Source organism: Arthrobacter rhombi, from assembly GCF_900163545.1.
Classification (GTDB): Bacteria; Actinomycetota; Actinomycetes; order Actinomycetales; family Micrococcaceae; genus Arthrobacter_H; species Arthrobacter_H rhombi_A.
Genome location: NZ_FUHW01000002.1, coordinates 37,266 through 63,078, shown reverse-complemented (window position 1 = coordinate 63,078; position 25,813 = coordinate 37,266). Strand labels below are relative to the sequence as shown.

The following is a 25,813-nucleotide window of genomic DNA, read 5'->3' as shown; positions in this document are numbered from 1 at the left end:
AGGTCTTCCCTATTTCAACTACCCCGGAGCGTTACCAACGTCCGTGGTCAATACACCTAGGCTTCGCACAGCGACCGAAACCGGCCCCGATCACCACGATCGGGGCCGGTTTTTTGGTGCCCGAGAACGGCTCGGGAACCAAGGTATCCGATGCTAGGCTGGTCATCGAATCTTTGTTCTATTAAGGGGTTGTCGTGTTCGGTCAGGATCCCGTCTATGTCCCGCCGGCCGGCACCATGCCCGGAGACGATGTGAGCGGAGAGCCCACGGCGGAACGCCAGGCCAGCGGCTTCCCGTCCCCGGCCCGCGACTACTTCCACGGCGGGATCGACCTGAACCGGCATCTGATCCGTGACCGGACATCCACGTTCATCATGCGGGTCGCGGGGAACTCTATGGCCGCCTCGGGGATCTGCGACGGGGACGAGGTGATTGTGGACCGCTCCTTACCGGCCCGCGACGGCCGGGTCGTCATCGCCGTCCTGGAAGCAGAAATGGTCATCCGGCGGCTGGGCATCGATGCCGGCGGAGTCTCTTTGCATACCGACGACCCCTCAACCCGGCCGGTCCTGGTCGAAGCGCTGGAGGACCTCACCGTCTGGGGTGTGGTCACCCGCTGCCTGCACCATGTCTGAGCCGGGGCCCGGACGCGGGCGCATTGGCCTGGTGGATGTGAACAACTTCTACGTCTCCTGCGAGCGGGCCTTCGACCCGCGGCTGGAAGGACGTCCCGTCGTCGTGCTCTCGAATAATGACGGCTGCGTGGTTGCCCGGTCACCCGAAGCGAAACGACTCGGCATCAAAACCGGCACCCCGTGGTTCCAGGTCGCCGGCAGTGCTCACGAAACGGGGTTGGTCGCTCGGTCCAGCAACTACGAACTCTATGGCGATATGTCGGCCCGTGTCATGGAAGTCATTGGACGGTTCGGGGCCTGGCAGGAGGTCTACTCGATCGATGAGTCGTTCATCGGACTGCCGGGGGACGAGGCATCGCTGCGCGACACTGCCCGCCAGATCCGGGAAGCTGTCTGGCGGAACGTCGGTGTCCCGGTCTGTGTGGGGGTCGCGCCGACGAAAACGTTGGCGAAATTCGCCAACCATGTGGCCAAACGCAACCCAGGCTTGGGTGGGGTGTGTTCGCTGGATAGTGTCCCGCCGGAGGAGGTCCACCGCATTCAATCACGGGTTCCAGTCACCGGGCTGTGGGGCGTCGGGGCCAGGAACGGGCAACGGCTCAACGCCCTGGGGATCGAGTCGATCGCCGACCTGCGGGCTGCCGACCCGCTGATGATCCGCAAAAAGTTCTCGGTGGTGCTGCAACGCACCGTCCTTGAACTCAACGGCACACCGTGCATTCCCGAGGTCGAGGAGCGAGCCGATAAGGCGCAAATCATGTTCTCGAGGAGCTTCTCCACCCCGGTGACCACGGCCTCGGATATGGACCAGGTGATGGCCCTCTACGCCCAACGAGGAGCCGCACGGATGGCCGCCGAGGGGCTGCGGGCCACGATGCTCACCGTCAGCGCCGGGGTCAGCCGCTTCGCCGGCCAATCGGGTCAACCCGGGGCCAACCCGGTGGTGACCGTGCGGTTGGCGGCGCCGACGCAGGATCCCATCGTGCTCACCCGGACCGCCGTTGCTGCCATGCGCGAACGCCTGGTCCCCGAGACCCGCTACGTGCGGGCCGGGGTCGTGTTCTCAGGACTGGAATCGGCAGCCGGTCAGGAGGCTTTCGACACATTTGCCGCGGAGGGGGAGGAGCGGCAGATGGGGACGCTGCTCGGGGATGTGCGGGCCCGCTTCGGCCAAGCGGCAATCGGCTTGGGCCATGCCGGGTTGGCCGAGCCCGCGGCCTGGACGATGAAACGCGAATTCGCCTCCCCCCGCTACACCACCGAATGGTCCGACCTGCCCGTGGTCTCCGCATGAAGGGGTCCCGGCTCCAGGAGATCAAGGAGCCGGGACCGGTCATCGACCTGTGGCTGTTAGAGCTTGACGACCATCTTGCCGGTATTGCCACCGCGCATCAGGCTCAGGAAGGCATCGACCGCGTTCTCCAGCCCGTCGACCACCGTCTCGTCGAAGACGAGATCGCCGGCGGCAACCCAAGCCCCGGCCTGCTCGGCGAAGGCGCCCAGGTGTTGTGCGTAGTTCCCCACGGTGAAGCCTTGCAGGCGCAGGCCGCGGGTGACCAGGTTGGCCATGTTCCGCGGGCCGGGCCCCGGCTCGGTGGCGTTGTACTGCGAGATGGCCCCGCACAGTGCCACGCGGCCGCCGTCGTTCATCGCGCCGATGGCCGCTTCGAGGTGTTCGCCCCCGACATTGTCGAAGTAGACGTCGATGCCTTCGGGCGCGGCTGCTGCCAGCTGCCCGGCGATATCGCCGTCCTTGTAGTTGAAGGCGGCATCGAAACCGTATTTGGAGGTCAGCAGGTCGATCTTTTCCTGGCTACCCGCCGAGCCGATGACCCGGGCGGCGCCCTTCAGGCGGGCGATCTGGCCGACCATGGAGCCGACGGCGCCGGCAGCGCCGGACACGAAGACCGTATCGCCCGGCTTCATCCCGGCGATTTCGAGCAGGCCGACCCAAGCGGTCAAACCGGTCATCCCCAGGGTGCCCAGGTAGACGGACAGCGCAAGGCCGGGCAGTTCCTCCACGGCCCGGAATTCGGAGGCCGGGCCCTGGGCGAGGTCGCGCCAGCCCTGGTTGTGCAGGACCGGGGTACCCACGGCCAGGGTCTCATCGCGGCTCTCGATGACGCGGCCGACGGCACCGCCATTCATGACCTCCCCGACCTGGAACGGCGGAACGTAGGACTTGCCCTCGTTCATCCTGCCCCGCATGTAGGGGTCCACTGACATGAACTCGTTGGAGACGCGGACCTCGCCTTCGGCCAGCGCCGGGAGATCGACAACGGCGGTGCGGAAGTTTTCGTGGTCCGGCCAGCCGGTGGGACGCTTGGCGAGCTGGATCTGTGTACTGGAAGTCATGGGACTACTCCCTTGGGGTAGGTGGCATCGCGTTCTGCGATGGGTCTAGAATATTGGAACGATTGATACAAAATAAACATTTTGAGGCGAAGTTCACCCCGAGCGCAATGCCGAGGGGGCCGCTGGGGCCGGGAGGAGACACGTGGCACGGAGCAAGGCATTCGACATGGACGAGGTCATCCAGGCGGCCCGCGACGTCTTCTGGATCGCCGGATACGACTCCGCGTCCATGCCCGAATTGGAGCGGGCCACCGGGCTGGGCCGCTCCAGCATCTACAACGCTTTCGGCTCCAAACGGGGCCTCTTCGACGCGGCGGTGCAAAGCTACCTGGACCAGGTGGTCCGTCCCCGTCTCGAGGTCCTCGTCTCTGCCGAGGACGGGGCCACCGGTCTCGGCACCTACTTCGACTCACTGGCCGAGGCCCTGGGCGGGGGCGAGGGCCCCCAGCGGGGATGCCTGCTGCTCACCGCCTCCTCGGGACGCAATAGTCGTGACGAAACGGTGCGTGCCGCCATGGAGGCCTACCGGGTCGAAGTGACCGAGGCCTTCGCCACTGCCCTGCGTCGTGACCAGCCAGGAAGTGCCGCGGGCCTCGCCGTGGCAGGTGGGGCCGGACCCGCGGGGGCAGCCCGTATCGGCGGGCGCGCTCGTCTGCTGTTCGCCTTATTGACGGCCGGGATGACTCTGGCGCGGATCAACCCCGAAGAGGCTGCCGCCACGCTGCGCTCCGCGGCGGCTTTCGCCGCGCCAACTCCCGGCTCTTGCTAGCAATCCGAAACGCCGATGCGGGGTTGTTGGCGGATCCACGGTAAAATCCTTGTGGAAAGCCATCCCGGCTGCGCCCTGCTCCGACGCCCGGGATGCGCGGAAACGGGAACCATCCCGCCTCTCCGCAACCAGCAGCGCTCATGGCGCACCTCGGACAATGGATCCGGGCGCCCCCAACCGGGGTCGCCGTCGTACTTGTTGGGTGGCCTTGGCCTAACCCGGTAGGTGGCACTACATTCGGTAGTCCACGCTCCGTGGCCACACCACCCGCAACCCACTGGAGGCCAGCGCATGGTGGAACCATCGCTCTTGAACAACCGCCCCTTGCAGAGGGTAGCGGCCGTCGTCGTTGGAATCTTCGTCGTCACGACGTCCCTGGCCGGCTGCCGCATCAACTTCAAGGACAACCACGTCCCGGAATTCGGCGGTGTGGTCGTGCGTGTGGTCGACGGTGATACCTTCATCGCCGAGGTCGATGGCAAGGAAAAAACCGTCGACCTGCTCAACGTTCTGTCTCCGGTCGGTGGTGACGATGCCGAATGCCTCGGGGATCAGGCGACCGAAAATCTGAAGACCATGCTGCCGGAGGGCAAGAAGGTCCGCCTCGAATACGACGACGATATGCCCCCCAAGCGCAGAAATAATAAGGCTGCCGCGTTCTCCGCCGGAAACTTCGTCAATGCGGACGTCGCGAAGGCCGGTTTCGCCGTTGCCGAGAAGCAAAGCCCCAACAACCCCTACTACGACCGTGTTCTGGAGGCCCAGGATGCGGCCCAAGAGAACGGCAAGGGATTGTTCGACGGTTCCAATAAGTGCACCATTGCCGCGACGGTCGAACCGGCCATGGAGCGGATGAAGTCCGTTTCCAAGGCCCCGCCCAGCAGTGTGGAGTCGGCCGAGGACATGATCGATGACCTGAAATCAGTAGTCAAGGACGGCCAGTCGGCCAAGGACTCGCTGACGGGTATGAAGGTCACAGAAGGTACCGCGCAGGCAGTGGTCTATGCCTCCGAGAAGGCCCGGTGGGAGAAGGAAATCTCCGGGACCGTCAGCGCGGCGAAGAAGCGTTTGGGCGAGGTCGAAGGCGTCCACACCAAGCTGGTGGCCAAGAAGAAGGCCGAAGAGAAGAAGAAGAAGGAAGAAGCCAAGCTCGCCGCAGAGCGCGAAGCCGCCGAGCGTGCCGCCGCCGAACGGGCAGCAGAAGCCCGCGCCGCCCAGGAACGTGCCAAGGCAGCGCAAAAGGCCAGAGCCGACGCCGAGAAGAGCAAGGCTGCTGAGAAGAGCAAGGCCGCCGAAAAGAGCAAGGCAGCCCAGAAGAAGGCTGAGGAAAAGAAGAGCAAGGCGGCCGAGGAAAAAAAGCAGGCCGAGCAGAAAAAGAAGGAAGAAGCCAAGAAGAAGGAGAAGAAGGAAGAGAGGCACGGCCGGGACCATGACGGGGGCGGCAAGAACAAAAAGCCGTAATCCTTCGGGCCAGGTGGTACTTTCAAGTATTCGAAGCGTGCAGGCAAGCCTGGGGGAGCCCAATGATGGTCCGTAATTCGGTGGCTTTATCGTCGGGGTGGAAGCAGTCGCTGGTTGCCGTGGGGCTGGTGGTGGCCGTCGCATTATCGGGATGCACCTCCGACGGCCCGGAGGCCATGAATTCTCCGTCCCATTCCGGGGCTGATGCCACCGTCGTCAGGGTGATCGACGGAGATACCTTCGTGGCCTCGGTCGACGGAAGCCAGGAGACCATCCGCCTGCTGAATGTGGACACCCCCGAGACGAAGAAACCGAACACTCCCGTGCAGTGCTTGGGCCCCGAAGCCAGCGACTACCTCCGCCAGCGACTTCCCGCCGGGACCGGTGTCCACCTGGAGTACGACGTCGAACGTACCGACCGCTACGATCGCACCTTGGCAGGGGTCTACATCGATGATGAACTGATCAATGCGGATATCGCCCGAGAAGGACTCGGAGTTGCCGTGCTGTTCGAACCCAACCACCGCTTCCATGCCGCAGTCCTTGCGGCCCAGGAGGAAGCGCTTGAGGGGGAAACCGGACTGTTCAGTGCAGCGGTGGATTGCACCGTCCCCAGCCAGGTTGAATCGGCTATCGAGCAGCTCGGGGCGGTTCCGGCGGCGACTGCCGAAACTGCTGCCGAAGCGGCGGGGCTTCTCACCGGGGCGACGACGGCCCTTGCTGCCGGAACAGCTGCCGATGTGCTGCTGAATCGGGCCGACGACTCTGGTCATGCAGTCCGATCCGTCGTGGGTTCCCTGGTGGCCGGGAAGCTGGCTCCGCGGCTTTCCCAAGCCAAGACGTCCGCTAAGAAACACCAAACTGTCTTGAAGAAGCGCCAAAAGGCTCTAGCCACTCAGGAACACGAAGCGACCGTGCGGGCCCAGGCAAAAGCGCGGAAGAAGGCAGAGGCCAAGGCCGCGGCGGCAGCTGCACAGAAGGCTGCCGCAGCGAGCCAGGCAGCGGTCGCCGAAGCGGCACGCCGGGAGAAGGCCCGGATCGCCGAACAGCAGCGCCTGGCCCGGCAAGCTGCCCAAGTCAAGGCGGCCCAAGAGAAAGCAGACCGGGAGGCGGCGAACCGGCAAACCCGGAGAGCGCCGGCCCCTCGCCCCACAACCAAGACGGTGCCGAAGAAGACCAGCAACCCCTATCCGGGGTATACCGGACCTCGTTGCTATGCCCCCGGTGGCAGGACCTGGAAGCCCTGTCCCTGATTCAGCCGGCACTCCGGCAGCTATTCGTCTGTGATGCTGGCTAAGCTGAACAGACGGATAAACACTTTCATCATGCCTTTCATCTCGACAGTGTTGGGGTACGACGTCTTCAACCCATTGGAGGTCATCCCGGAATTCACCGCCGATGTGGGGATCAAGAAGGGCGAAAAGATTGATTACGCCATTGTCCATGATGGTGAAGTCCAGATCCTTGTTGAATGCAAGCGGTCGTCCGGTGGGCTGACGGCAGAAAACGCGTCGCAGCTGTTCCGGTATTTCGCTGCTACATCAGCACGGATCGCGATCTTGACGAATGGTGAGGTTTACCATTTCTAGACGGATTTGGACGCACCGAACCGCATGGACTCGAAACCCTTCCTCATCCTTGATTTGAATGACATCGACGAAACGCTCGTTCCGGAACTGAGCAAACTGTCCCGAGACGTTTTCGATGTGGACTCGATCATTAGCTCGGCCGAGGAATTGAAGTACATCGGACAGCTTAAACGCGTCATAGCCCGTCAGTTTCAGGAGCCAGATGAAAGTTGGATCAAACTTCTGACCGGGCAGGTTTACGACGGTGCATTCACTGCGAGAGTTCGGGAACAGTTCACCGGGCTCGTGAACAAGGCTTCCCGACAGTTCCTGAGCGACCAAGTCAACGACCGACTCAAGGCGGCGCTCAGAGACACCTCCAATGGCGGTGGCGCTTCGGAACAAGAACTGGCGGCGTCGGTCACCAGCGAAGAAGTTGTTGCAGAGGACCTGGCCCATGACGGCATCGAGACGACCTTTGAAGAACTCGAGGGATTCCAAATCGTCAGGGCCATCGTTTGCAGCAACGTCAAGCCACATCGTGTCGTGTACCGAGACGCGAAATCCTATTTCGCGGTTCTCCTGGATGACAACAACCGCCGGACCATAGCGAGGCTCCACTTCAACAGGTCGCAGAAGTATCTCGGCGTCTTCGACGACAATAAGGTCGAAACGCGCCATCCGATCACGTCGCTGGACGAGATCTACGACTATGCGGACAAGCTGCGCGAAACAGCTGATCGTCACGACACGGCAGCAGCGTGACCCCAACGAAGATGGGCAAACGAGGACGAGTGCCGGGGGCGTTCTCATCGCTCTAGGGCAGTTCCCTAGAGTCAATGGGCCGGTAGTGAGTTGTCATGGCTGGCGTCTCAGCAGACGTGCCAGGAGCTAGGTTCCTCGGGGCACGGCAACCGGGCCGTGACTACTCTGCCGTGAGGGTGAGTACTTGTTCGCCGAGCAGCAGGGCACCTAGACCTAGCATGATCACACCGCTGGCCAGGGTGACGATGCGGGCGGCTGCGGGCCGGCTGGCCAGAAGCCGCCTCGCCCCGAGCGCGACCCCGGTGTAGACGACGGCGGATACCAACACGTGGGAGATCCCCAGGATGCCGGTCTGGACCGGCGCCGGAAGACCGGCATTCAAGTCGATGAACTGGGGGATCAGGGCCAGGTAGAGCAACAGTGCCTTGGGGTTGGTCCCGCTGGTGCCGAGGCCCCGTAGGAAGCTGCTGCCGTTCCCGGGCGGGGACTGGGCGCCCTCAGCAGCGCTGGCGTATCCGGCATCGCGCCATGACCGGGTCGTGGTGAAGCCGAGCCAGATCAAGTAGGCGGCGCCGATGAGAGTCAGCGTGGCCAGGAGCTGGGGCATGGCAATCACCAATGCCGCCAGCCCCGCGACGATGAGCAGGGTGTGGAGCACGAAGCCGCTGAGCAAACCCCCTACGGCGGGAGCGATCCTTCGGCCGCTGAGCCCCGAAGAAATCGCATACGCCCAGTCGGCGCCCGGCGTCAGGGCCAAGGCGACGGATATGGCTGCGAATCCAAGGATCAGCTGGGGGTCCATGACGGGCTCCTCGGTGGTGGTGGCGATCTTGAAGAAAGCTTAGGAAACTCGAACCCAAAAGTGCTTACTGATTTTCAAGGAATATGCGCGTCGTACGATACGGTTCTTGCGTGATTGACGACATTGATAGAAATATTTTGCGTCTGCTCCAAGACGATGGACGCATGACCGTCACAGCACTGGCCGCAGAGGTGGGTCTGACTGTTGCGCCGTGTCATCGACGGCTTCGCGATCTCGAAGCAGCCGGAGCAATTTCCGGCTATCGGGCGATCCTCGACGCACCCCGGATCGGCCTGGGGTTCCAGGCACTGGTGTTCGTGACACTCAAGGATCGGCAGAACATGTATGCCTTCGAGGACGAGGTCGCCTCGATCCCGGAAATCGTCGAGGGCTCTCGACTGTTCGGCGAACCGGACTTCCTGCTCAAGGTCATGGCCACGGACCTCCCCAGCTACCAACAGTTCTACGATGACGTCCTGGTGGGCCTGGCCGGGGTGGAGAAGCTGACGTCGACGATCGTGATGAAAAGCCTCAAGGGGGCCGGGGAGCTTCCGGTCTAGGGACAAGCTGGTATATCCAGCCAGCAGTGAAATAGCTGGAAGTTTGTCGGGGAGGCAGCGTACGGTGGCTCGTTCAAGCACCGTGAGTAGTGGAGGGCAAAATGTCCAAGAATCGTGAAACCTCGCAAACAACATCACCGCTTGCCGTGGCGCGATGGCGCGGACCCCGGCAGCTCGTCGCGGTCTCGGCGGTGACGATGCTCGCGTTGGCTGGTTGTTCAGGTACTGGCTCCGATTCTGAGAGCCCCAATGCCTCAAGCCAAGAAGCCACTTCCTCCAGTCAGCCGGCCATGACTCAATCCTCGGATTCGGGCGCTGGGGCGGAAGCTTCGAGTAGTGGATCCGACAGCCAGAGCGTTTCGCTGGAGGACGCTGGCGATGCCGCACTCAAGGAGGTGCCGGACAGCACAGTGATCTCCCTTGAAACCGAGAACAACGAGACGCAATGGGAAGTGCAGGTCGTGACCTCCGATGGCACCGAGCACGAAGTCAGCATCTCCGCCGAGGACGGCAGTGTGATCGGCTCGCCCACCGAGGAAAGCGATGACGCCCAGGACAAGAAGAAGCACCAGAAACGCGTCGATGCCGCCACGGTGGACTTCAAGGAAGCGGCAGCAAAATTCCGTGATGCCGTTCCCGAGGCCCGCATCGCCGAACTCGGTCTCGATGACGAGCATGGGACGACCGTCTGGGAAGGCGATCTGATCGACGGTGACGGCGCCAAGCATGAGGTACAGATCGATGCCCGCAGCGGAGACGTCATCACGAACTCCAAGGACTCTGATGACTAGCAGTATCTTTGGGGGTGTCATCCGGCCCCTCGCGACGGCAGGCCGTTTCATGGCCTGCCGCCGACGTGCAGGAATGCAGAGCCGCTGAACGAGAATATTCGTTGCTCCTGCGGCCCTACCCTTTAATACTCAGACACGCTCGAAAGTGGCGCGCATCACGTGCGTGCCCTGTCGTGCATTCTCGAACATTGCGTCGATTTGAGGAGTAATAACATGGCGGCACCACAGCCAGCCGGGCAACAACAGCTGGGATCCGGCCTGAAGAAGGTGGTCGTCGCCTCGATGGCAGGCACCGTCGTGGAATGGTACGAATTCTTCCTCTACGCCGCGGCCTCCACCCTGGTGTTCGGCCACCTGATCTTCCCGAACTCGAACTCAGACCTCGACGGCATCATGAAAGCGTTCCTGACGTACGCCGTTGGCTTCGTCGCCCGGCCCATCGGCGGCATCGTCTTCGGCCACTTCGGAGACAAGTTCGGCCGCAAGAAGCTACTGCAGTTCTCGATCATTCTGGTCGGTGTCGCGACCTTCCTCATGGGTTGCCTGCCCGGCTTCGACGTCATCGGCTACGGCGCCCCGATCCTGCTGGTGGTATTGCGTTTCATCCAGGGCTTCGCGGTGGGCGGCGAATGGGGCGGTGCCGTCCTGCTCGTTGCCGAACACAGCCCGGATGACCGACGCGGATTCTGGGCCAGCTGGCCCCAGGCGGCAGTTCCGCTGGGCAACCTGCTGGCCACCGGCGTCCTGCTGTTCCTCTCCTTCGTGTTGAGTGAGGAGGCCTTCCTCGGCTGGGGTTGGCGCGTGGCCTTCTGGCTCTCGGCGGTCATCGTCCTGATCGGGTACTACATCCGGACCAAGATCTCCGATGCGCCGATCTTCCTCGAGGAACAAAAGAAGATCGAACAGAACAAGAACGTCGGCTACGGCGTGCTCGAGGTCTTCAAGCGCTACCCCCGCGGTGTCTTCACCGCCATGGGCCTGCGTTTCGCCGAGAACATCCTCTACTACCTCGTGGTGACGTTCTCCATCACCTACCTGAAGGTCATCGTCGATATTGAGACCTCACATATCCTCTCAATGCTGTTGCTGGCACACGTCGTGCACTTCTTCGTTGTCCCACAGGTAGGGCGGCTCTCCGATGCGATCGGGCGCAAGCCGACCTACCTGCTCGGTGCCATCACCGGCGCCACCTGGGGTTTCTTCGCCTTCCCGATGATGGACACCGGCAACGACTGGATCATCCTGGCCTCGGTGACCATCGGCCTGTGCTTCCATGCGCTGATGTATGCCGGACAGCCGGCGATCATGGCCGAGATGTTCCCGACCCGCATGCGTTACTCAGGGGTTTCTCTGGGCTATCAGGTCACGTCGATCATCGCCGGATCATTGGCCCCGATCATCGCCGTCGCGTTGGTGGAGAAGTATTCCTCCTCCGTGCCGGTGGCGATCTACCTGCTCATCGCCTGTGCCATCACCGCCGTATCGGTGCTGTTGCTGAAGGAAACCCGCGGCGTATCGCTGCAGGATATCGATCAGGCCGATGCCGACGGTACGGCGGCCCTGCAGGCCACCGCCGCCAAAAAGGAGGCTGGCACCCGCTAACCGTCGGTGCAGGAAAGGCATCCGGTGGAATGGCCCCACCCCCGTGAGGGGTGGGGCGATTCCCGTGTCAGGACCAGAGCGCCTCGCGCCGGTCCCGCGCCTCGGCCATGAACGCCCCGACCACAGCCTGCACGCCCGGCGAGCGTAGTGACTCCGAGCGGGCCACCGCCGAGTAGGTGATGCGGCGTTCGAAAGTATCGGCCAGGACCGGAACGAATCCCGGATCCTGATGAACCACATAGGAGGGCACCATGCCGATGCCAGCACCGGCGCGGACGGCCTGCAGCTGAGCGAAGATGCTGGTGGCCTGGAAAGCGGCCGCAGGCACGGGCAGGCCGGAAGAGCGGTAGTCCAGTTCGGCGACCTGCAGTTCCGAGTCAACGTAGGAGACGAAACGGTGGCCGTCCAAGTCCCCCAAGGTCGAAGGTTTTCCGGCTTCCTGCAGGTATCCGGAGCTGGCGAACAGGCGTAGGAAATATTGAGCGAGGACCATGACCTCGGCGCGTGAATCCTCCACCCGTCCGGCGACCACTTCCAAATCGACGCCCGAACGGTTGCGGCTGGCCCGGCGCGTGGCGCTGAGCAGCTCGACCTTCAATCCCGGGTGCTCGTGCTGGAGTCGCACGATCGCCGGTGCGGCGATGTAGGCGCCGAAGGCGTCCGAGACGTGGACGCGGACGACGCCGGATACTGCCTCCCCGCGTCGGCTGACTGCCGATTTGAGTGCCGTCAGGCTCGACTCGATCGCTTCTGCGGCCCGGAGCGCGTGGTGGCCCAGATCGGTCAGTTCCCAGCCCGTGGAGGTTCGATCGAGGGTCCGGCCACCGAGCTGCCGGTCCAATGCGGCGATGCGGCGGGAGACCGTGGTGTGTGTGGTGTCCAGCGCTTCGGCCACCGCGGTGAAGCGACCCAGCCGCGCCACCGTCAGCAGGATGAGCAGATCGTCGGGACTCGGGGACCTGTTCATGGCGCTCATATCCGTTCTTGATGTGCATTCCTGCACAACACTTATGCCTTTTTCGTGCTTGAGTGCACCTTAGCATCATGTGATGCTGGTCATAGACGGTGGGGACCCCCTCTGACTCAGCGGTGAAAGGCAGATTGGCCATGGCGACTATTGGATGGATCGGGCTCGGACATATGGGCGGGCCCATGACGGCCAACCTCATCAAGGCAGGCCATGAGGTGCGCGGCTTCGATCTCGACGAGGGGGCGATGGCTTCTGCCGCGGAAAACGGCGTGGTCACTACGGCCGGCATTACCGAGGCGATCGACGGTGCAGATGTCGTATTCACGATGCTTCCCAAGGGCGATCATGCCCGGGCAGTGTACCTCGGCGAGGGGGGCATCCTGGAAAGCGTCGCCACCGATGTGCTGCTGGTGGACTCCTCCACGATTGACATCGAATCGGCGCAGGCCCTGCACGAAGCGGCAGCAGCCCACGGGAACCGCTTTGTCGATGCCCCCGTTTCCGGTGGCATTTCCGGAGCCGAAGCCGGCACGCTGACCTTCATGGTGGGCGGGAGCAACGATGCCGTACAGGACGCTGGAATCTACCTGGAGCCGATGGCCGGGAACGTGATCCCCACTGGTGGGCCGACCACCGGACAGGCAGCCAAGATTTGCAATAACCTCATGTTGTTCATCAATCTGGCTTCGACCTCGGAGGGAGCCGTGCTGGCCGATCGGCTCGGGCTGGACCGGAAGGTCTTCTGGGATATTGCCAGTGTCTCCTCCGGGGACAGCTGGGCCCTGCGGACCTGGTACCCGCTGCCCGGCGTCGTTCCCACGGCAGCATCCAATAATGATTTCGCCCCCACTTTCACCACCGAACTGGCCCATAAAGACATCAACCTGGCCCTCTCGGCAGCCCGCCAGACCAACACTCCGCTGGTGTTGGCCGAACAAGTCTCGGCAATGTTCGCGACTCTGATGCAGGATGGGAAGCAGGGCTTGGACTGTTCGGCCATCGTCCAGCTCGTCGACGGCACCCATCAGGGCAGTGCCGGCGACAACCGTACATCGACCATCGGAGGCGCAGCATGAGCCAGAACACCAACACGAACACCCCCACCGGCTCCGCCGACGTCGACCGTCAGCTGGCCGCCCGCGCGGCAACGAACGAGGCGGCAGGGACCTCCGTGGCGACCTCCGGTTCCTCGGGCGCAGACATCCTGGACTGGCCGCAGTGGATTGGCGGTGAACGGGTGGATTCGCTCTCGGGAGAGTGGCGTGATGTCACCAACCCGGCACTGCGCGATTCGGTGATCGCCCGGGTCCCCGCCTCCACCGTGGAAGACGTCGAACGGGTGGTCGGCGTCGCGCGCCAGGCCTTCGGGGGATGGGCCGCCCAACACTTCACCCGGCGGGCCCGCCCCTTGGCCCTGATCGCCGACGACATCGAGGCAGAAGCCGAAGAATTCGCCCGGCTCACCGCCCTGGATACCGGCAATGCCATCCGTACTCAGGCCCGTCCCGAGGTTGCCACACTGGTTGCCTTGTTCCGCTATTTCTCCGGTGTCGCCGGCGAATCCAAGGGCACGACCCTGCCGGCCGGGGATGACCAGCTGCAATACACCCGGCGGGAACCGCTGGGCGTCGTGGCAGCGATCCTGCCGTGGAACTCGCCGCTGATGATTGCCGGTTTCAAGATCCCCGCAGCATTGGCGGCAGGGAACACGGTGATCCTCAAGGCAGCCGATGACGCCCCGCTGACCATCCTGAAACTGGCAGAGGTCTGCAACCGGCACCTCCCCGCAGGCGTCCTCAACGCCCTGACCGGCCGCGGGTCGGTCATCGGCGACGCGTTGGCCAAGCACCCGGGGGTGGATAAGGTCTCCTTCACCGGATCGACCGAAGTCGGCCGCGGGGTCGCAGCCCAGGCAGGGGAGCGGTTGGCTCATATGTCCATGGAACTCGGCGGAAAGAACCCCTCCATCGTCTTTCCCGACGCCGTGGACGACCAGCTGATCGACCAGCTGCTGCTCGCTTCGCGCTTCGCCCGCCAGGGCCAGAGCTGTACCGCAGGTTCACGCCTGTTCATCCACCGCGACGTGTACGACGACGTGCTGTCGCAGCTGGTGCCCCGCCTGGGGGCCATGCAGGTCGGTGACCCGCTCGACGAGGCCAGCGACATGGGCGCGGTCATCAACGCCAAGCAGCATGCCGGCATCACCGAGTACCTCGACGAGGGACGCTCGCTCAACGGGCTCCAGACGCTTCTGGGCGGCAGTGCACCCTCTGAGGGGGGACTGACCCGTGGTTTCTACCATGTCCCCACCGTCTTCGGCGGTGGACGCAACGACTTCCGGCTGGCCCGTGAGGAGATTTTTGGGCCAGTACTCATGGCCATCCCCTTCGACACCCGCGAAGAAGTCATCGAGATGGCCAACGACACCCACTTCGGGTTGGCCGCCTACGTCTTCAGCCACGATTTGGATCGCGCCTTGGACACCGCACATTCACTCCAGGCGGGGTGGGTCCAAGTGAACCAAGGTGGAGGCCAGGTGGTCGGACAGACCTATGGCGGCTATAAGCAGTCGGGCATGGGGCGCGAAGTCTCCTTGGAAGGCATGCTCGAGGGCTTCACCCAGACCAAGCAGATCAACGTGAAACTCCGTCCGGCCAGCACCAGGTCATGAACACCCCCGAGGGCAGCTCAACGCCGTCCGGCGCCGGCATCACCGTCAGCATCGACGCCGGGGTCGGCACGATCATGGTGTCCAACCCCGCCAAGCGCAACGCCCTGACCAGAAGCATGTGCCGGGGCATCGCCGCCGCCGCAGCCGACTTGGACGCCCGTACCGACGTGGATGTGGTCGCCGTGCGCGGGGCTGGAGGAACCTTCAGCGCAGGGGTATTCATCGGGGAACTGCGCGACGTCATCCTGGACGACGACGGGAGCACCGACCATCTCACCGCTGCCGACCAGGCCCTGGCCCGGGTCGCGAAGCCGACCATCGCCGTCGTGCAGGGGCACTGCATGGGTGGGGGATGGCAGTTGGCTTCCGCCTGTGACTTCATCCTCGCTTCCACCGATGCCTCCTTCGGGATCACCCCGGCCAAACTGGGCATCATCTACCCGCGGGCCGGCATTGACCGGCTGGTGCGGCTGCTGGGCCCGGCCACGGCGAAATATGTGCTGATGAGCGCGCGCACCTTTGGGGCCCAGCGGGCCCGGGACATGGGGCTCGTCGCCGAAGTCGTGCCTGCGGAGGGATTCGAGGATTCGGTCCGGGAGCTGTTCTCGGAGCTCACGGCACGCTCACGGTATTCGATGCACACCACCAAGGCCCTGATCGACCAGGCTGCGGACCCGGCAACGGATCCCGCGGAATTGGCCGGTGCCTGGGAAGCGGCCTGGACCCAAATGGCTGCGGGACCCGATATCGACGAAGGCGTGGCAGCGTTCCTGGAACGCCGTGATCCCGCTTTCGGTTGGCGCCCCGGCCGCTGAGAGGCCGGCATCCGGCGGCAACGCCGGGCAGATGGACACAGTGCAATAAGCAGGAACCCATGAAAGAAGGGCCGGCGGATCGAAATCCGCCGGCCCTTCTTCGCGAGAGTCGCTACTTCTTGGTGAAGGTCACGACCTGGGCCTTTTTGCCCGTCTTGTTATGCAGGTGCAGGAACAAGCCCTGCTCTTGGTTGTCCTTCTTCTTCGCCATCATCCTCTTCTGGGGGAAGGCGTTGGAGTAGTCCTGGACGTGTGCCGTGAGCTTCTGGCCCGGCAGGTCGGCAAAAGCCGTCCCGGTTCCGGCACCTTCGAACCACAGATCCGGGTCGACAGTGTTGTACGCGATCCAATCGGTGGTATCGACCGGGACCTGGGCCCCGGACTCATCGGCGTTGTACTGGCTCCATGTGCTGACCCGGTACTGGACCTGACCCGAGGAATCCTCGGTCACTCCCAGCGCATCCAGTGAAACCGGCAGGCTCACCGCACTGGTGTCGAACGTGTTGGAGTCCGTCTCACCGGTCAGGCCGTTGGTCGGCCACAGGTCGACCTGCTCACCGGTCTTCAGGTCCTGCGTTGCTGCCAGATCGAGGTCGAGCCCATCGACATTGGTGTTGAACGTGACGAAGTCGGGTTTGCCATCTCCGTCGGTGTCGATTTCCACGTTGATCTCCGTGCCGCCAGCCAGGTGGGCCCAGTTCCCGTAGGTGCTGATACCGAAGTTCAGCAGACCGTCGGAGATGCCGTTGGACGGGGCATCTGAAGCGGCCCCGACGTACTGCAGATCCATGGCGCGAGCCCCCGGAATCTCGTCGGCGGACTTGGGCAGCTTCTTGCTGGTAGCGCCCAGTTCGAACGCCGAGACCAGTGACAGGACACGCTCGTCACCGTTGCCGGTGAGCAGGCCCTGGCCCTTGAGCTTCACCGGTGCGGTGACCTTGCCCTTCTTGGTCTTGATGTTCTTGCCCTTCACCGACATGTTGCTGGCAGCCTTGGGGGCTGCCTGAACGGGTACCCGCAGTGCCGGCTGGCCCTTGGCCGTGAGCTCGATGCGACCGGTGGCGTCGGCGAGGTACTGGCGGTTCAGGCCCAGCTGCTGCTTCTCCATCGTCGGATCCATGGTCTTGGCGAACTTCTGTGGGTTGATGGTCAGGGTGACCTTGACCTTCTTGGACTTGCCCGGCTGGATGCTGACCTTATCGGTGCTCAGTGAGTACGAAGCACCGGGGATCGTGGTCGAGGGCAGGTAGTCCAAGCGGTAATGCTGCGTCCACTTGGAGGTGTTCTGTACGGTGATCGAGCTGGTCTTCTTGATCTTTTTCTTGCCCATCTCCACGACGCCGAATGAGAGCGTCGTCAGGTCCGGTGCATCCGTGGCGAACGCGTAGGCGGGGGTCTTGATGGCCGCATCGGCGATCACGCGGCCGGAGCCGACGCGGTTCGGGCCGAAGGTCTCGCCGTTATCGGCGGTGACATCGGCAGTTGCCGTGTTCATCACCTTCGACTTGACCTGGTAGGCGCTGTAGTTCCCTGAACCGGCCACCAGGGCGGCGATGCCCGCGGTCAGCGGGGTGGACATCGAGGTTCCGGTCATCACGGCCGGACCGTTGCCGGTACCCACGCCTGCCGAGCCGATGAGCGTGCCCGGTGCTGCGACGTCGGGTTTCACGACGCCGTTGGAACCGTGGACGCCGCGTGACGAGCTGGAGTTCAGGGTGTCCAGTGCACCGGATTCGCCGGAGGCGGTCCCGATGAGGTCCTGATCGAGCTCGAGCTTCAGGGTGCCGGCTTCGGCAGCCGGACGAAGCTTCTCGGAGTAGTCCTTATTTAGCTGGATTCCCGGAATCGTGGCATTGCCGGCAATTCCGGCGTCGAACACGCTCCGCGGTGAATCAAGGACGACGCCTGCGCCGCCGGCGGCCTCAACGTTGTTGAAGCGGGCTGCCGAACCACAGGGGAAGTCACCATTTTCCTCCCACTGGATCCACACCCACTTGCCGTCGAAGTCGGTGTCGGCCGGGAAGGCGTCGCAACCGAACTTATTCGAGGAGTCGGCCATGACGACCTCGCCGGTGAGCTGCTCCTTGGAGGCGTCGGTGTAGTCGAAGCTGGCCGAGTACTGTCCGGCAGCGGTGCCGGCCACATCCTCGGGAGCCAGGACCTTGGCACCGTCGAGCGTGATCTTCGAGCCCACGGTGTTGGCCACGGTCAGCGAGGATCGGGCGTTGCCCGGCGAGCCGCCGACGTCGGTCACGTCACCGGCGTTGCCTGAAGCAACGACCGAAAGGATTCCCAATTCGGCCAGCGCATCAACGATGTCGTTCTCCGGATCATCCACGGGGGAATGATCCGAGCCGAGTGACATGTTCACGATCTGCGCGCGGTCGCTGAAATCGCCGTCGCCGTTGGGGTCCAGGACGTAGTCCAAGGCCTGGCCCACCACGGAGGAGGAACCTCCGCAGCCGAAGACGCGGATGCCCACGAGCTGGGCCTCCGGTGCCGAGCCGGGGCCGATCTTCATGGAGGAGACGGACTTGGCGTCGAGCTTGGAATAGTCGCCGTCGAATGTCTTGCCGTCGGCGCCCACACCGTAACCGGCGGCGCTGCCGGAGACGTGGGTGCCATGGCCTGCGGCCTGGCAGTCCAGCGGGTTGGCGTCCGGTTTCGGGACGGGCTGATAGGTCGGGGAGGAAGGATCTGCGTTGTAGTCGTCGCCGACCAGATCCCAACCGCCGATGAACTTATCCGGATCGATCAGGCCCGAGCCGGCGCTGGGCAGGTCATCGGAGGCCTGCGCCTTCTTATACGCCTCCACCGTGCCGGGTCCACCGAAGTCAGCATGCGTGTAGTCGACACCGGTGTCGAGTACGGCAATCGTGACCCCGTCGCCGGTCTGGTCCAGACCGGACCACGCGTTGAGTGCCTTGGTGTCAACGACCGAGCCCTTATTGGTGGGGGACTTCGGGACGACGGCAGTGATCTTGACGACGTCGGAACGTTTGGACAGGGCGCGCAGGGCGTCCGCGTCGCCGCGCAAGGCGACACCGGGAAGGGCGTTCGTCGTGGTGTAGACGACCTTGGATTTGGAGGCCTTCGCCGCAGAAGCACCCTGTGATTCGATGTTCTTGCGGATCTGCTTGACCTTGGTCTTGTTCTTGACCGGGGTCGACTTGCTGCGGGCGACGTTCGAGGGCTGGGTCGCCGCGAAGGCGCCTTCGCCACTGAACTGGACGTAGGCGGTGACCTCGCCCTTCTTGCTCACCATCGGGCCCGAAACCTTCAGGTCCTGCAGTGTCTTGATGTCCTGTTGATCCAATGAAGAACCCCCGAAGGCCTGTGCTTGGCTTCCGGGGGTTGAATTAATGTCTTTCGGTGCGGCGTTGGCCGGAACCGACATGGTGGCAGCCAGGGCTATACCCGAGACCGCAGCCACGACGGAACGGGCCAGCCGTGGCCGATGCGAGTGATTCATGATGCTCCTTGTAACCGATTGGGCGGCTTAGGGGCATCATCGGGGCTATTAACCCCGTGCGCCCCACGCCATAGCCTAAGTGAGTGTCGTCACAAGTCAAGGAGTTGCTTTAGAGTTTTCTCTGCGCCCGAACCGCGCTGTTGACGCGGTTTTCATGTCAAAAACGTGATGAGTGAGAAACGGTTCCGCGGGCTCTCGTCCAGTACCGTCCGGTAGCTGGAGCGGGTCTATGACACGGCTGGCTCCGGTAGGTCGCCGCAGCGTGCTCCGAGGGGGAGTGTTCGCAAACTTTTAACAAGCTCATGTCACGTGAACACAATTGACGTCGACTAGCGCGGAAACTCTTCGATAAATAGGCGGCAGCGACGGTGCGGCGGCCCAAAAAAAGTGGCGACGACTCCTCGATGAGGTGTCGTCGCCACGAGAGATTCCCTGCGACGGTCAGGCGCTGATACCACCTTGCCAGAGAGCATCGAAGGGGGCATGGGAAGCCATCCGGTGCTCAATGCCTGCCGTGACGAAGGCCTTGGCGCTGCGGGCAGCTTCCAGAGGACTGGCCCCCTTGGCCAGCTCGGCGGTGACGGCGGCGGCCAATGAGCATCCGGCCCCGGAAACGGCGACTTCTCCGATCTTGGGGGTGGAGAGGATCTCGGTGGTCGTTCCGTTGTAGAAGACGTCGACGGCATCGGTGCCCGCCAAACGGATGCCGCCCTTGGCCAGGACCGCGGCGCCGCTGGCCTCATGGATCAGGCGCGCTGCACGTTCGAGGTCTTCAACGTTGCTGATGGTGATCCCCGACAGGGATTCGGCCTCGAAGTGGTTCGGTGTGACGAAGGTGGCCACAGGCAACAGCGTGGACTTCAGGGCCTGATCGGTATCCAGGGCATGTCCTGGCTCCTGGCCCTTGCAGATCAGCACGGGATCGAGCAGGACGTTCTTCCACTGCTGCGAGCGCAGGGCCGTAGCCACGGTGTCGATCGTTGCCGGGCTACCCATCATGCCCAGTTTCACCGTGTCGAGTTGACCGGAATAGCAGGTCTGGATGGCCTCGAGCTGGTCGGCGATCACCTGGGGTTCCACGGGAACGAAGCGGTGATCCCATCCTTGCTTCGGGTCGAAGGAGACGATGCAGGTCAACGCGGCGATCCCGAAGGTTCCCAGCTGTTGGAAGGTCTTCAGATCGGCCTGCGCGCCCGCCCCACCGGTGGCTTCGGAGCCGGCGATGGTCAGGGTGATGGCCGGGGCAGAATGCTGTTGCGTGGAAGTCATCTTCCTATTTTAGGTTGTTTCATCGCGTTGTACGTTGCGCACGACCCCGATGACGTCATCGACGATATGCCGAACCACCGGCAGCCGGGACAATACGGCGAGGCGGGCCATCAAGGCCGCCGCGTTTGCTGCCAGCCGACGGCTGCGGGCGGTGTCGGGCGAGGAGTCGTAGGCCCAGAAGATGATGAGGCCGCGTTGGACCAGCCAGAGCAGTTCCGGCAGATCGCCGCGGATCGCCAGGGGCGGTCGGGGCAGCGACGCGGCGACCGCCTGACGCCAGAGGGAGAACTCCTTGGCCCGGGTTACGTCCGCAGTCGCTGCGGTATCGGGGTTCATGGCCGCACGGATCAGCACCGAACCGAAATCGTGGAACGGGGTCACCACATCCACGGCGGCATCCAAGACGATCCGGATGTTGTCTTGCAGGTTATTGCCCGACAGGAGCAGTGGTCGTGCGGCCCGCAGCTGTTCATCGATCAGGCCGCGGGCCAGCTCCTGGACCAGGTCCTCCTTGGAGGCGAAGTGGTAGTAGGCGTTGCCCGGGGAGACCCCGGCTTCCGCAGCGATGGCGCGCATCGTGGTGCGGTGAAACCCCTCTCGGGAGAACAGGGTGAGGGCGGCATCTTGGATCCGTGCGCGGGTGAGGGCCGATTTAGTGGTCTTCGGCTCCATCATTTCCTCGCCATCGCCGGGGTGCAGCCCAGCATAGCAAGTTTTGAACATGTTCAAAATATGCTGTTGCCGGGGAATCCGGCAGAAACACGCCTTTCTGGGCAGACATGGGAGAATGGGAGGCGTCAAGTGCTAATACAGCGGGCGGCGGACCCGGGGAAACCCGGAGCACCCTGCCTGGCGAACCACTTCCAGAATAGGAACCACCTCATGCGCGCCACCTCAGGCGACCCCGTCAACACCCTGCCCACCCAACCGACGCGGGGACGTACCCGCCAGGCCGTTTTCGCCTCCGCCGGGAGCCCGTACTTCTCAGCTGTGCTGGCCCTGATGGCGGTCGTGGTGATCCTGTCCAATATCGGGGCAACCAAGGGGGTGAGCTTCGGGCCGATCATCACCGACGGGGGCTTCTTCCTCTTCCCCCTGGCCTATATCCTCGGCGACGTCGTGAGCGAGGTCTACGGCTTCAAGGCAGCCCGCCGGGCGATCGTCATCACCTTCCTGCTGGCAGCCTTTGCCACGTTCTGCTTCTGGGTGATCATCATGCTTCCCTCCGCGGATTTCTACCCCGGACAAGAGGCGCTGGAACAAACGCTGGGCCCCGTCTGGCGGATCGTCGGGGCCTCGCTGTGCGGGTTCCTGGTCGGCCAGACACTGAACTCCTATGTCCTGGTGAAGATGAAGGACCGTTTCGGGGAGAAGGGGCTGGTCGGACGCCTCATGGGCTCCACCGGGGTGGGGGAGTTCGCCGACACCTTGATCTTCTGCTCGATCGCCGCCTCGGTGATCGGGATCGACGACGCCGGCCAGTTCATCAACTACGTGTTGGTCGGCTTCGTCTACAAGACGGGCGTGGAGTTCCTCTTCGTACCGATCACCACGCTGGTGATCCGCTGGTTCAAACGTCACGAGCCGACCTACGGGCAGATGCTGAGCTGAGCCGACGCCGGTACGCTGGGCGGTATGAATACGCAGGAGGCTCCGTTGCTGACCGCCCGGGAACTGGTCGCCGGCTATGACGAATTCGAGGTCTGCGGACCCCTGGACCTGGTGTTCTGCCGGGGAGATGCCTTGGGCATCGTCGGCCTGAATGCCGCCGGGAAGTCCACCCTGCTGCGGACCCTCATCGGCCGCCAGCCCCCGCTATCCGGCCAGACCTCGGTGCTGGGTGTCTTCACCGACGACACCTCCCATATCCACCGGCGCCTGATTTCCGCAGTTTTCGACGAAGACGCGTTCTTCGATTCGCTTACCGTCGAGGAACATCTGCAGCTCATCGCTTCGGGCCACGATGTCCCGGACGGCCAGGAAGCGGTGGAACGCGAACTGGAGTTCTTCGAACTCAGTGCCGCGAGGAATGCCCTGCCCGGGGCACTGTCCTCGGGCCAACGCCGTCGTCTGCTGCTGGCTGCCGGAATGATCCGCCCCAGCGAACTGCTGGTACTGGACGAGCCCGAACAACGGCTGGACCCGCCGATGCGTGCGAAACTCGCCGTCCGGCTGCGAGCCCGGATCGATGATGGCGGGGCCGTCCTGCTGGTCACCCACGACGCCATCCTGCTCACTACGGTGGTGGATCAGTGTCTGATCGTCGATGGCGGACTGCGTTTCGCCAGCGCAGCCGAAGGCGCCGCGGCCATCGGCGGAGCATGAGCAGCCACCCAGCGGGGCCGGCGCCGTCCCTGCCGACCTGGGTACCTGACGGTCCACCCTCGGGGTTCGACCCGGTCGGGGCGACCCACCGGCTCCGCCGGGAACATCGGTGGGCCGAAAGATATGACCGCTGGGGCGATATCTACATCACCGTCTTCGGGGTGGTCATCCTGCTGGCCTTCGCCCTGGGACTGGTCCAATTCCTGGCCCAAGGTCTGCGGGAGGCGGCAGCCGAATCACTGGTGCGTGAGGGTCTCGCCGTTGTCCCGGGGGCCGACGCCGGATCTGTGTTGCTGTTGCTGGCTCTTGTGGCGGTGGCCTCCATCCTGAGTCGGATGGGGCCGGTGGCCGTGGACCGTGCGCAGGGCCTCTGGTGGTTCTCACTCCCGGTGGACCGGGTTCCACTGTTGGCCCGACAACTGCGGAACCGTTTGGGCTGGATCTTTATCGCCGGCGCCGTTCTGTGGTTGCCGCTGGGCCTCTCCGCAGGAACCGCCTCACGCAACGGATACTCCGGCCCGCCGCTGGACGAACTGGCCGCCGGCAGCCTCACCCTGGGCGCCGAGTTCGTCGTGGTCGGTCTCCTGGTGGCGGCCGGGCAGGTCCTGCATATGCGCCGGGTCATCGGGCGGGGGCTACGGATGCTGGGGGTTCTGATCGTCCTGGCCTACGCCGTGGATGCGATCACCCGGACCGCAGGAACGGCACGGTTCCTGACGCCCGGGGTCTGGGCGGGCCTGCCGTCGGCCTGGCCGTCCACGGGCAGCTGGGCCATCCCCGCGATCCTGTTGCTGGTCGCCATCCTGGGGTGGATGGTGGTGCGCCCGCTGCTGGGCCGGATCCCCACTTCCGAGCTCCTCGAGGCCGGGGGAATCAGCGGCCAGGCCGGGAACTCGCTGGCCCTGCTCGACGCCCGCTCACTGGTGGGTTCCTTCGCCCGCGGGCCCCGCCGGCGGAGCCACGTCCGTGACCTCTGGCCCCGCGTGATGCCCGTGCGCTTCACCGGCTCCCCGGTCCGGGCACTGCTGCGCGCCGAAGCCCTCGTCCTGCTGCGCAGCGGTTCGGTGGCGGGACGACTGCTGATCAGCCTGGCCCTGCTCGCCGGGGCCGTGACCGCCCACGGTGGAGGCACCGCGGTCGTGCTGGGTGTGGCCATCCTGCTGGCGGCAGCCCTGGCCGGCCAGGCCGCAGGAGCCGCGGCCGCCGAAGCGGCCCGGGTGCCCGGCCTGGACTCCCTGCTCCCTCTGGACGCGGCCACCACACGCCGGGCTCACGGACTGCTGCCCGCGATCGTGTCGAGCGTCTGGGGTGCACTGGCCGGGACCATCCTGGGCTGGGCGCTGGCCGGGCCGGGGGCGCCGGGCCAGTGGATCCTGCTGGCCGGCATCGGTGCCCTGGGCGGAATCGGTGTGGCCGGAGGAGCCTTGCGGTTGGCCTACCGGCCCGAACTGGAGTGGGATGCGGTGCTGCAACGCCAAATGTTCGGCCGGGGTGCCGGACCACTGATGGGCCATGCCGTCCACGGGCTGGAACTGATGCTGATCGCCGTCCTCCCGTTGCTGCTGGCAGTGCTGGGTGCCGCGGCACCTGCCGTGCTCCTGGTGCTTGCTACGGGCCTCGGGGTGGGCGGATGGTTCGCCGGAACGTACCGCCGGCGATCCGCCTAGAGCCCCTGCGGGTCGGGGGCGCCAGCGTAGTAGGCGGCCAATGTCGATGCCTTCAGGTCGGCGAACGTGCCGTTTTCGATGGCTTCACGGGCCCGATCCACCAACGAGACCACGAAGTATTCGTTGTGGATGGAGATCAGCGTGTGGCTGACCAGTTCCTTGGCCTTGAACAGGTGGTGGATGTAGGCGCGGGTGTAGTGGGTGCAGGTGTAGCAGCTGCAGCCGTCCTGCAAGGGGGTGAAATCGGCGCGGTACCGCCGTCCCGAGAGGTTGAAGCGGCCGTTGGCCGTGTAGAACGCCGAGTTGCGGGCCACCCGGGTGGGGGAGACACAGTCGAAGGTGTCGGCACCATTCTCGATGGCCGTGAAGATGTCATCGGGTTCCGAAATGCCCAACAGATGCCGGGGCTTGTCTTCGGGAAGTTCCTCGGAGCACCAGCCGACGATGGTCCCCAGGTTCTCTTTCTCCAGGGCGCCGCCGATCCCGAATCCATCGAAGGGCATGTCCCCGAGGTCGCGGCAGGCCTTGCGCCGCAGGTCCTCGTATTGGGCGCCCTGGATGACCCCGAAGAGCGCTTGGTAGGGCTTGGGCTCGCGTTCGTCGGTGAGCCGGAAGTGTTCGATGATGCAGCGTTCGGCCCAGCGTCGGGTCCGTTCCAGGGATTCGACCTGGTAGCCACGCGAATTATGCAAGGTCGTGAGCTCGTCGAAGGCGAACATGATGTCCGCGCCGATCTGGTGCTGCACGCCCATGGAAATCTCGGGGGAGAAGCGGTGTCGGTCGCCATTGAGGTGGGATTTGAACCAGACCCCGTCCTCGTCGACGTTGGCCAGGCGTTCCTTGCCGGGAGCGACCTGATCGTCACCGCCTGCCGCGGTGGAACCCTGCATGTCAATGACCTTTTTGAACCCCGAGCCCAGGCTCATCACCTGGAAGCCCCCCGAGTCGGTGAACGTGGGGCCGGGCCAGTTCATGAACGCCCCCAGACCGCCGGCGGCGTCGAGGATCTCCGCGCCGGGTTGCAGGTACAGGTGGTAGGCGTTGGCCAGCACCGCCTGGGCGCCGAGGTCGGAGACGGCTTCGGGCAGGACGGCCTTCACGGTGGCCTTGGTCCCCACCGCAATGAAGGCCGGGGTGCGGATGTCCCCATGCGGGGTGCGGATGGTGCCGGTACGTCCCAGCGAGGGGGACCCATCGGCGTTCTTCAGCCGGGTGCCGACATCGAAGCCGAACGCGCTTTGGCGTGGATGCGGCTCCGCAACGGTTGAAGGGGCCGACGGCGGCGCCCCGGTGGCGGAGGCGGTGGTCGTCACGTC

Annotated in this window: 21 protein-coding genes and 1 pseudogene; 15 read left to right on the top strand and 7 right to left on the bottom strand. The window is 64.3% G+C overall.

The window, feature by feature from the left end; genetic code table 11:
* Window positions 1-236 precede the first annotated feature (236 nt).
* Complete coding sequence (locus FM101_RS00505) at window positions 237-635, top strand: LexA family protein (RefSeq protein WP_086993895.1); 399 nt, start codon at window positions 237-239, stop codon at window positions 633-635.
* The gene (locus FM101_RS00500) at window positions 628-1,929 is read left to right on the top strand and encodes a Y-family DNA polymerase (RefSeq protein WP_086993875.1); all 1,302 of its coding nucleotides are present in this window, start codon (window positions 628-630) and stop codon (window positions 1,927-1,929) included. The genes FM101_RS00505 and FM101_RS00500 overlap by 8 nt, the downstream gene beginning before the upstream one ends.
* Before the next feature lie 56 nt (window positions 1,930-1,985).
* On the opposite strand, the gene FM101_RS00495 is transcribed toward FM101_RS00500, so the two are convergent.
* Complete coding sequence (locus FM101_RS00495) at window positions 1,986-2,990, bottom strand: NADP-dependent oxidoreductase (protein ID WP_086993872.1); 1,005 nt, start codon at window positions 2,988-2,990, stop codon at window positions 1,986-1,988.
* Between the two features lie 142 nt (window positions 2,991-3,132).
* On the opposite strand from FM101_RS00495, the gene FM101_RS00490 reads away from it, so the two are divergent.
* From FM101_RS00490 to FM101_RS00475, 4 genes and pseudogenes are all read left to right on the top strand, one after another.
* Window positions 3,133-3,759 carry a TetR/AcrR family transcriptional regulator gene (locus tag FM101_RS00490; RefSeq protein WP_086993869.1) on the top strand — a complete coding sequence of 209 codons (627 nt, stop codon included), beginning with the start codon at window positions 3,133-3,135 and terminating at the stop codon, window positions 3,757-3,759.
* A gap of 291 nt (window positions 3,760-4,050) precedes the next feature.
* Window positions 4,051-5,220 carry a thermonuclease family protein gene (locus FM101_RS00485; protein WP_086993867.1) on the top strand — a complete coding sequence of 390 codons (1,170 nt, stop codon included), beginning with the start codon at window positions 4,051-4,053 and terminating at the stop codon, window positions 5,218-5,220.
* A 62-nt stretch (window positions 5,221-5,282) separates the two neighbouring features.
* A complete protein-coding gene (locus tag FM101_RS00480) occupies window positions 5,283-6,473 on the top strand; it encodes a thermonuclease family protein (protein ID WP_086993864.1) in 1,191 nt (396 codons plus the stop codon).
* Window positions 6,474-6,506: 33 nt separating this feature from the next.
* Window positions 6,507-7,553 (top strand): annotated as a pseudogene (locus FM101_RS00475) (type I restriction endonuclease).
* A gap of 160 nt (window positions 7,554-7,713) precedes the next feature.
* Here the strand turns inward: FM101_RS00475 and FM101_RS00470 are convergent.
* Window positions 7,714-8,355 carry a LysE family translocator gene (locus FM101_RS00470; protein ID WP_086993861.1) on the bottom strand — a complete coding sequence of 214 codons (642 nt, stop codon included), beginning with the start codon at window positions 8,353-8,355 and terminating at the stop codon, window positions 7,714-7,716.
* A gap of 110 nt (window positions 8,356-8,465) precedes the next feature.
* On the opposite strand from FM101_RS00470, the gene FM101_RS00465 reads away from it, so the two are divergent.
* From FM101_RS00465 to FM101_RS00455, 3 genes are all read left to right on the top strand, one after another.
* Window positions 8,466-8,915 (top strand): Lrp/AsnC family transcriptional regulator, encoded by a 450-nt coding sequence (locus FM101_RS00465; RefSeq protein WP_198962463.1) that lies wholly within the window; start codon window positions 8,466-8,468, stop codon window positions 8,913-8,915.
* Between the two features lie 290 nt (window positions 8,916-9,205).
* Window positions 9,206-9,706, top strand: a complete 501-nt coding sequence (locus tag FM101_RS00460; protein WP_158225982.1) for a PepSY domain-containing protein — start codon at window positions 9,206-9,208, stop codon at window positions 9,704-9,706.
* A gap of 213 nt (window positions 9,707-9,919) precedes the next feature.
* Entirely contained in the window at window positions 9,920-11,308 is a 1,389-nt protein-coding gene (locus FM101_RS00455; RefSeq protein WP_086993853.1) for an MFS transporter, read from the top strand.
* A gap of 67 nt (window positions 11,309-11,375) precedes the next feature.
* On the opposite strand, the gene FM101_RS00450 is transcribed toward FM101_RS00455, so the two are convergent.
* Window positions 11,376-12,284: a LysR family transcriptional regulator gene (locus tag FM101_RS00450; protein ID WP_342744330.1), complete on the bottom strand. Its 909-nt coding sequence runs from the start codon at window positions 12,282-12,284 to the stop codon at window positions 11,376-11,378.
* 131 nt (window positions 12,285-12,415) lie between these two features.
* Here FM101_RS00450 and mmsB point away from each other — a divergent pair, with 131 nt between their 5' ends.
* The 3 genes from mmsB to FM101_RS00435 are packed head-to-tail and all read left to right on the top strand — an operon-like array spanning window position 12,416 to window position 15,764.
* Entirely contained in the window at window positions 12,416-13,354 is a 939-nt protein-coding gene (mmsB, locus tag FM101_RS00445) for a 3-hydroxyisobutyrate dehydrogenase (RefSeq protein ID WP_086993850.1), read from the top strand.
* Window positions 13,351-14,949, top strand: a complete 1,599-nt coding sequence (locus FM101_RS00440) for an aldehyde dehydrogenase family protein (RefSeq protein ID WP_086993847.1) — start codon at window positions 13,351-13,353, stop codon at window positions 14,947-14,949. Before mmsB ends, FM101_RS00440 begins: the two co-directional genes overlap by 4 nt.
* On the top strand, window positions 14,946-15,764 hold the full coding sequence (locus FM101_RS00435) for an enoyl-CoA hydratase/isomerase family protein (RefSeq protein WP_086993844.1): 819 nt from the start codon (window positions 14,946-14,948) through the stop codon (window positions 15,762-15,764). The genes FM101_RS00440 and FM101_RS00435 overlap by 4 nt, the downstream gene beginning before the upstream one ends.
* A 112-nt stretch (window positions 15,765-15,876) precedes the next feature.
* Here FM101_RS00435 and FM101_RS00430 read toward each other — a convergent pair whose 3' ends face one another.
* The 3 genes from FM101_RS00430 to FM101_RS00420 form a co-directional block, all read right to left on the bottom strand.
* Window positions 15,877-19,236, bottom strand: a complete 3,360-nt coding sequence (locus FM101_RS00430) for a S8 family peptidase (RefSeq protein ID WP_086993841.1) — start codon at window positions 19,234-19,236, stop codon at window positions 15,877-15,879.
* 441 nt (window positions 19,237-19,677) lie between these two features.
* The gene (locus tag FM101_RS00425) at window positions 19,678-20,505 is read right to left on the bottom strand and encodes a hydroxymethylpyrimidine/phosphomethylpyrimidine kinase (protein WP_086993838.1); all 828 of its coding nucleotides are present in this window, start codon (window positions 20,503-20,505) and stop codon (window positions 19,678-19,680) included.
* A gap of 9 nt (window positions 20,506-20,514) precedes the next feature.
* The gene (locus tag FM101_RS00420; RefSeq protein ID WP_086993835.1) at window positions 20,515-21,228 is read right to left on the bottom strand and encodes a TetR/AcrR family transcriptional regulator; all 714 of its coding nucleotides are present in this window, start codon (window positions 21,226-21,228) and stop codon (window positions 20,515-20,517) included.
* Between the two features lie 159 nt (window positions 21,229-21,387).
* Here FM101_RS00420 and FM101_RS00415 point away from each other — a divergent pair, with 159 nt between their 5' ends.
* From FM101_RS00415 to FM101_RS00405, 3 genes are read left to right on the top strand one after another with little or no spacing between them, the layout of a single operon-like run.
* Window positions 21,388-22,116: a queuosine precursor transporter gene (locus FM101_RS00415; protein WP_086993833.1), complete on the top strand. Its 729-nt coding sequence runs from the start codon at window positions 21,388-21,390 to the stop codon at window positions 22,114-22,116.
* A 24-nt stretch (window positions 22,117-22,140) separates the two neighbouring features.
* A complete protein-coding gene (locus FM101_RS00410; protein ID WP_086993830.1) occupies window positions 22,141-22,830 on the top strand; it encodes an ABC transporter ATP-binding protein in 690 nt (229 codons plus the stop codon).
* Window positions 22,827-24,497 carry a DUF6297 family protein gene (locus tag FM101_RS00405; RefSeq protein WP_086993827.1) on the top strand — a complete coding sequence of 557 codons (1,671 nt, stop codon included), beginning with the start codon at window positions 22,827-22,829 and terminating at the stop codon, window positions 24,495-24,497. The genes FM101_RS00410 and FM101_RS00405 overlap by 4 nt, the downstream gene beginning before the upstream one ends.
* Here the strand turns inward: FM101_RS00405 and tgt are convergent.
* On the bottom strand, window positions 24,494-25,810 hold the full coding sequence (gene tgt, locus FM101_RS00400) for a tRNA guanosine(34) transglycosylase Tgt (RefSeq protein WP_086993889.1): 1,317 nt from the start codon (window positions 25,808-25,810) through the stop codon (window positions 24,494-24,496). The two genes, FM101_RS00405 and tgt, sit on opposite strands and share 4 nt — an antisense overlap.
* Window positions 25,811-25,813: the final 3 nt, after the last annotated feature.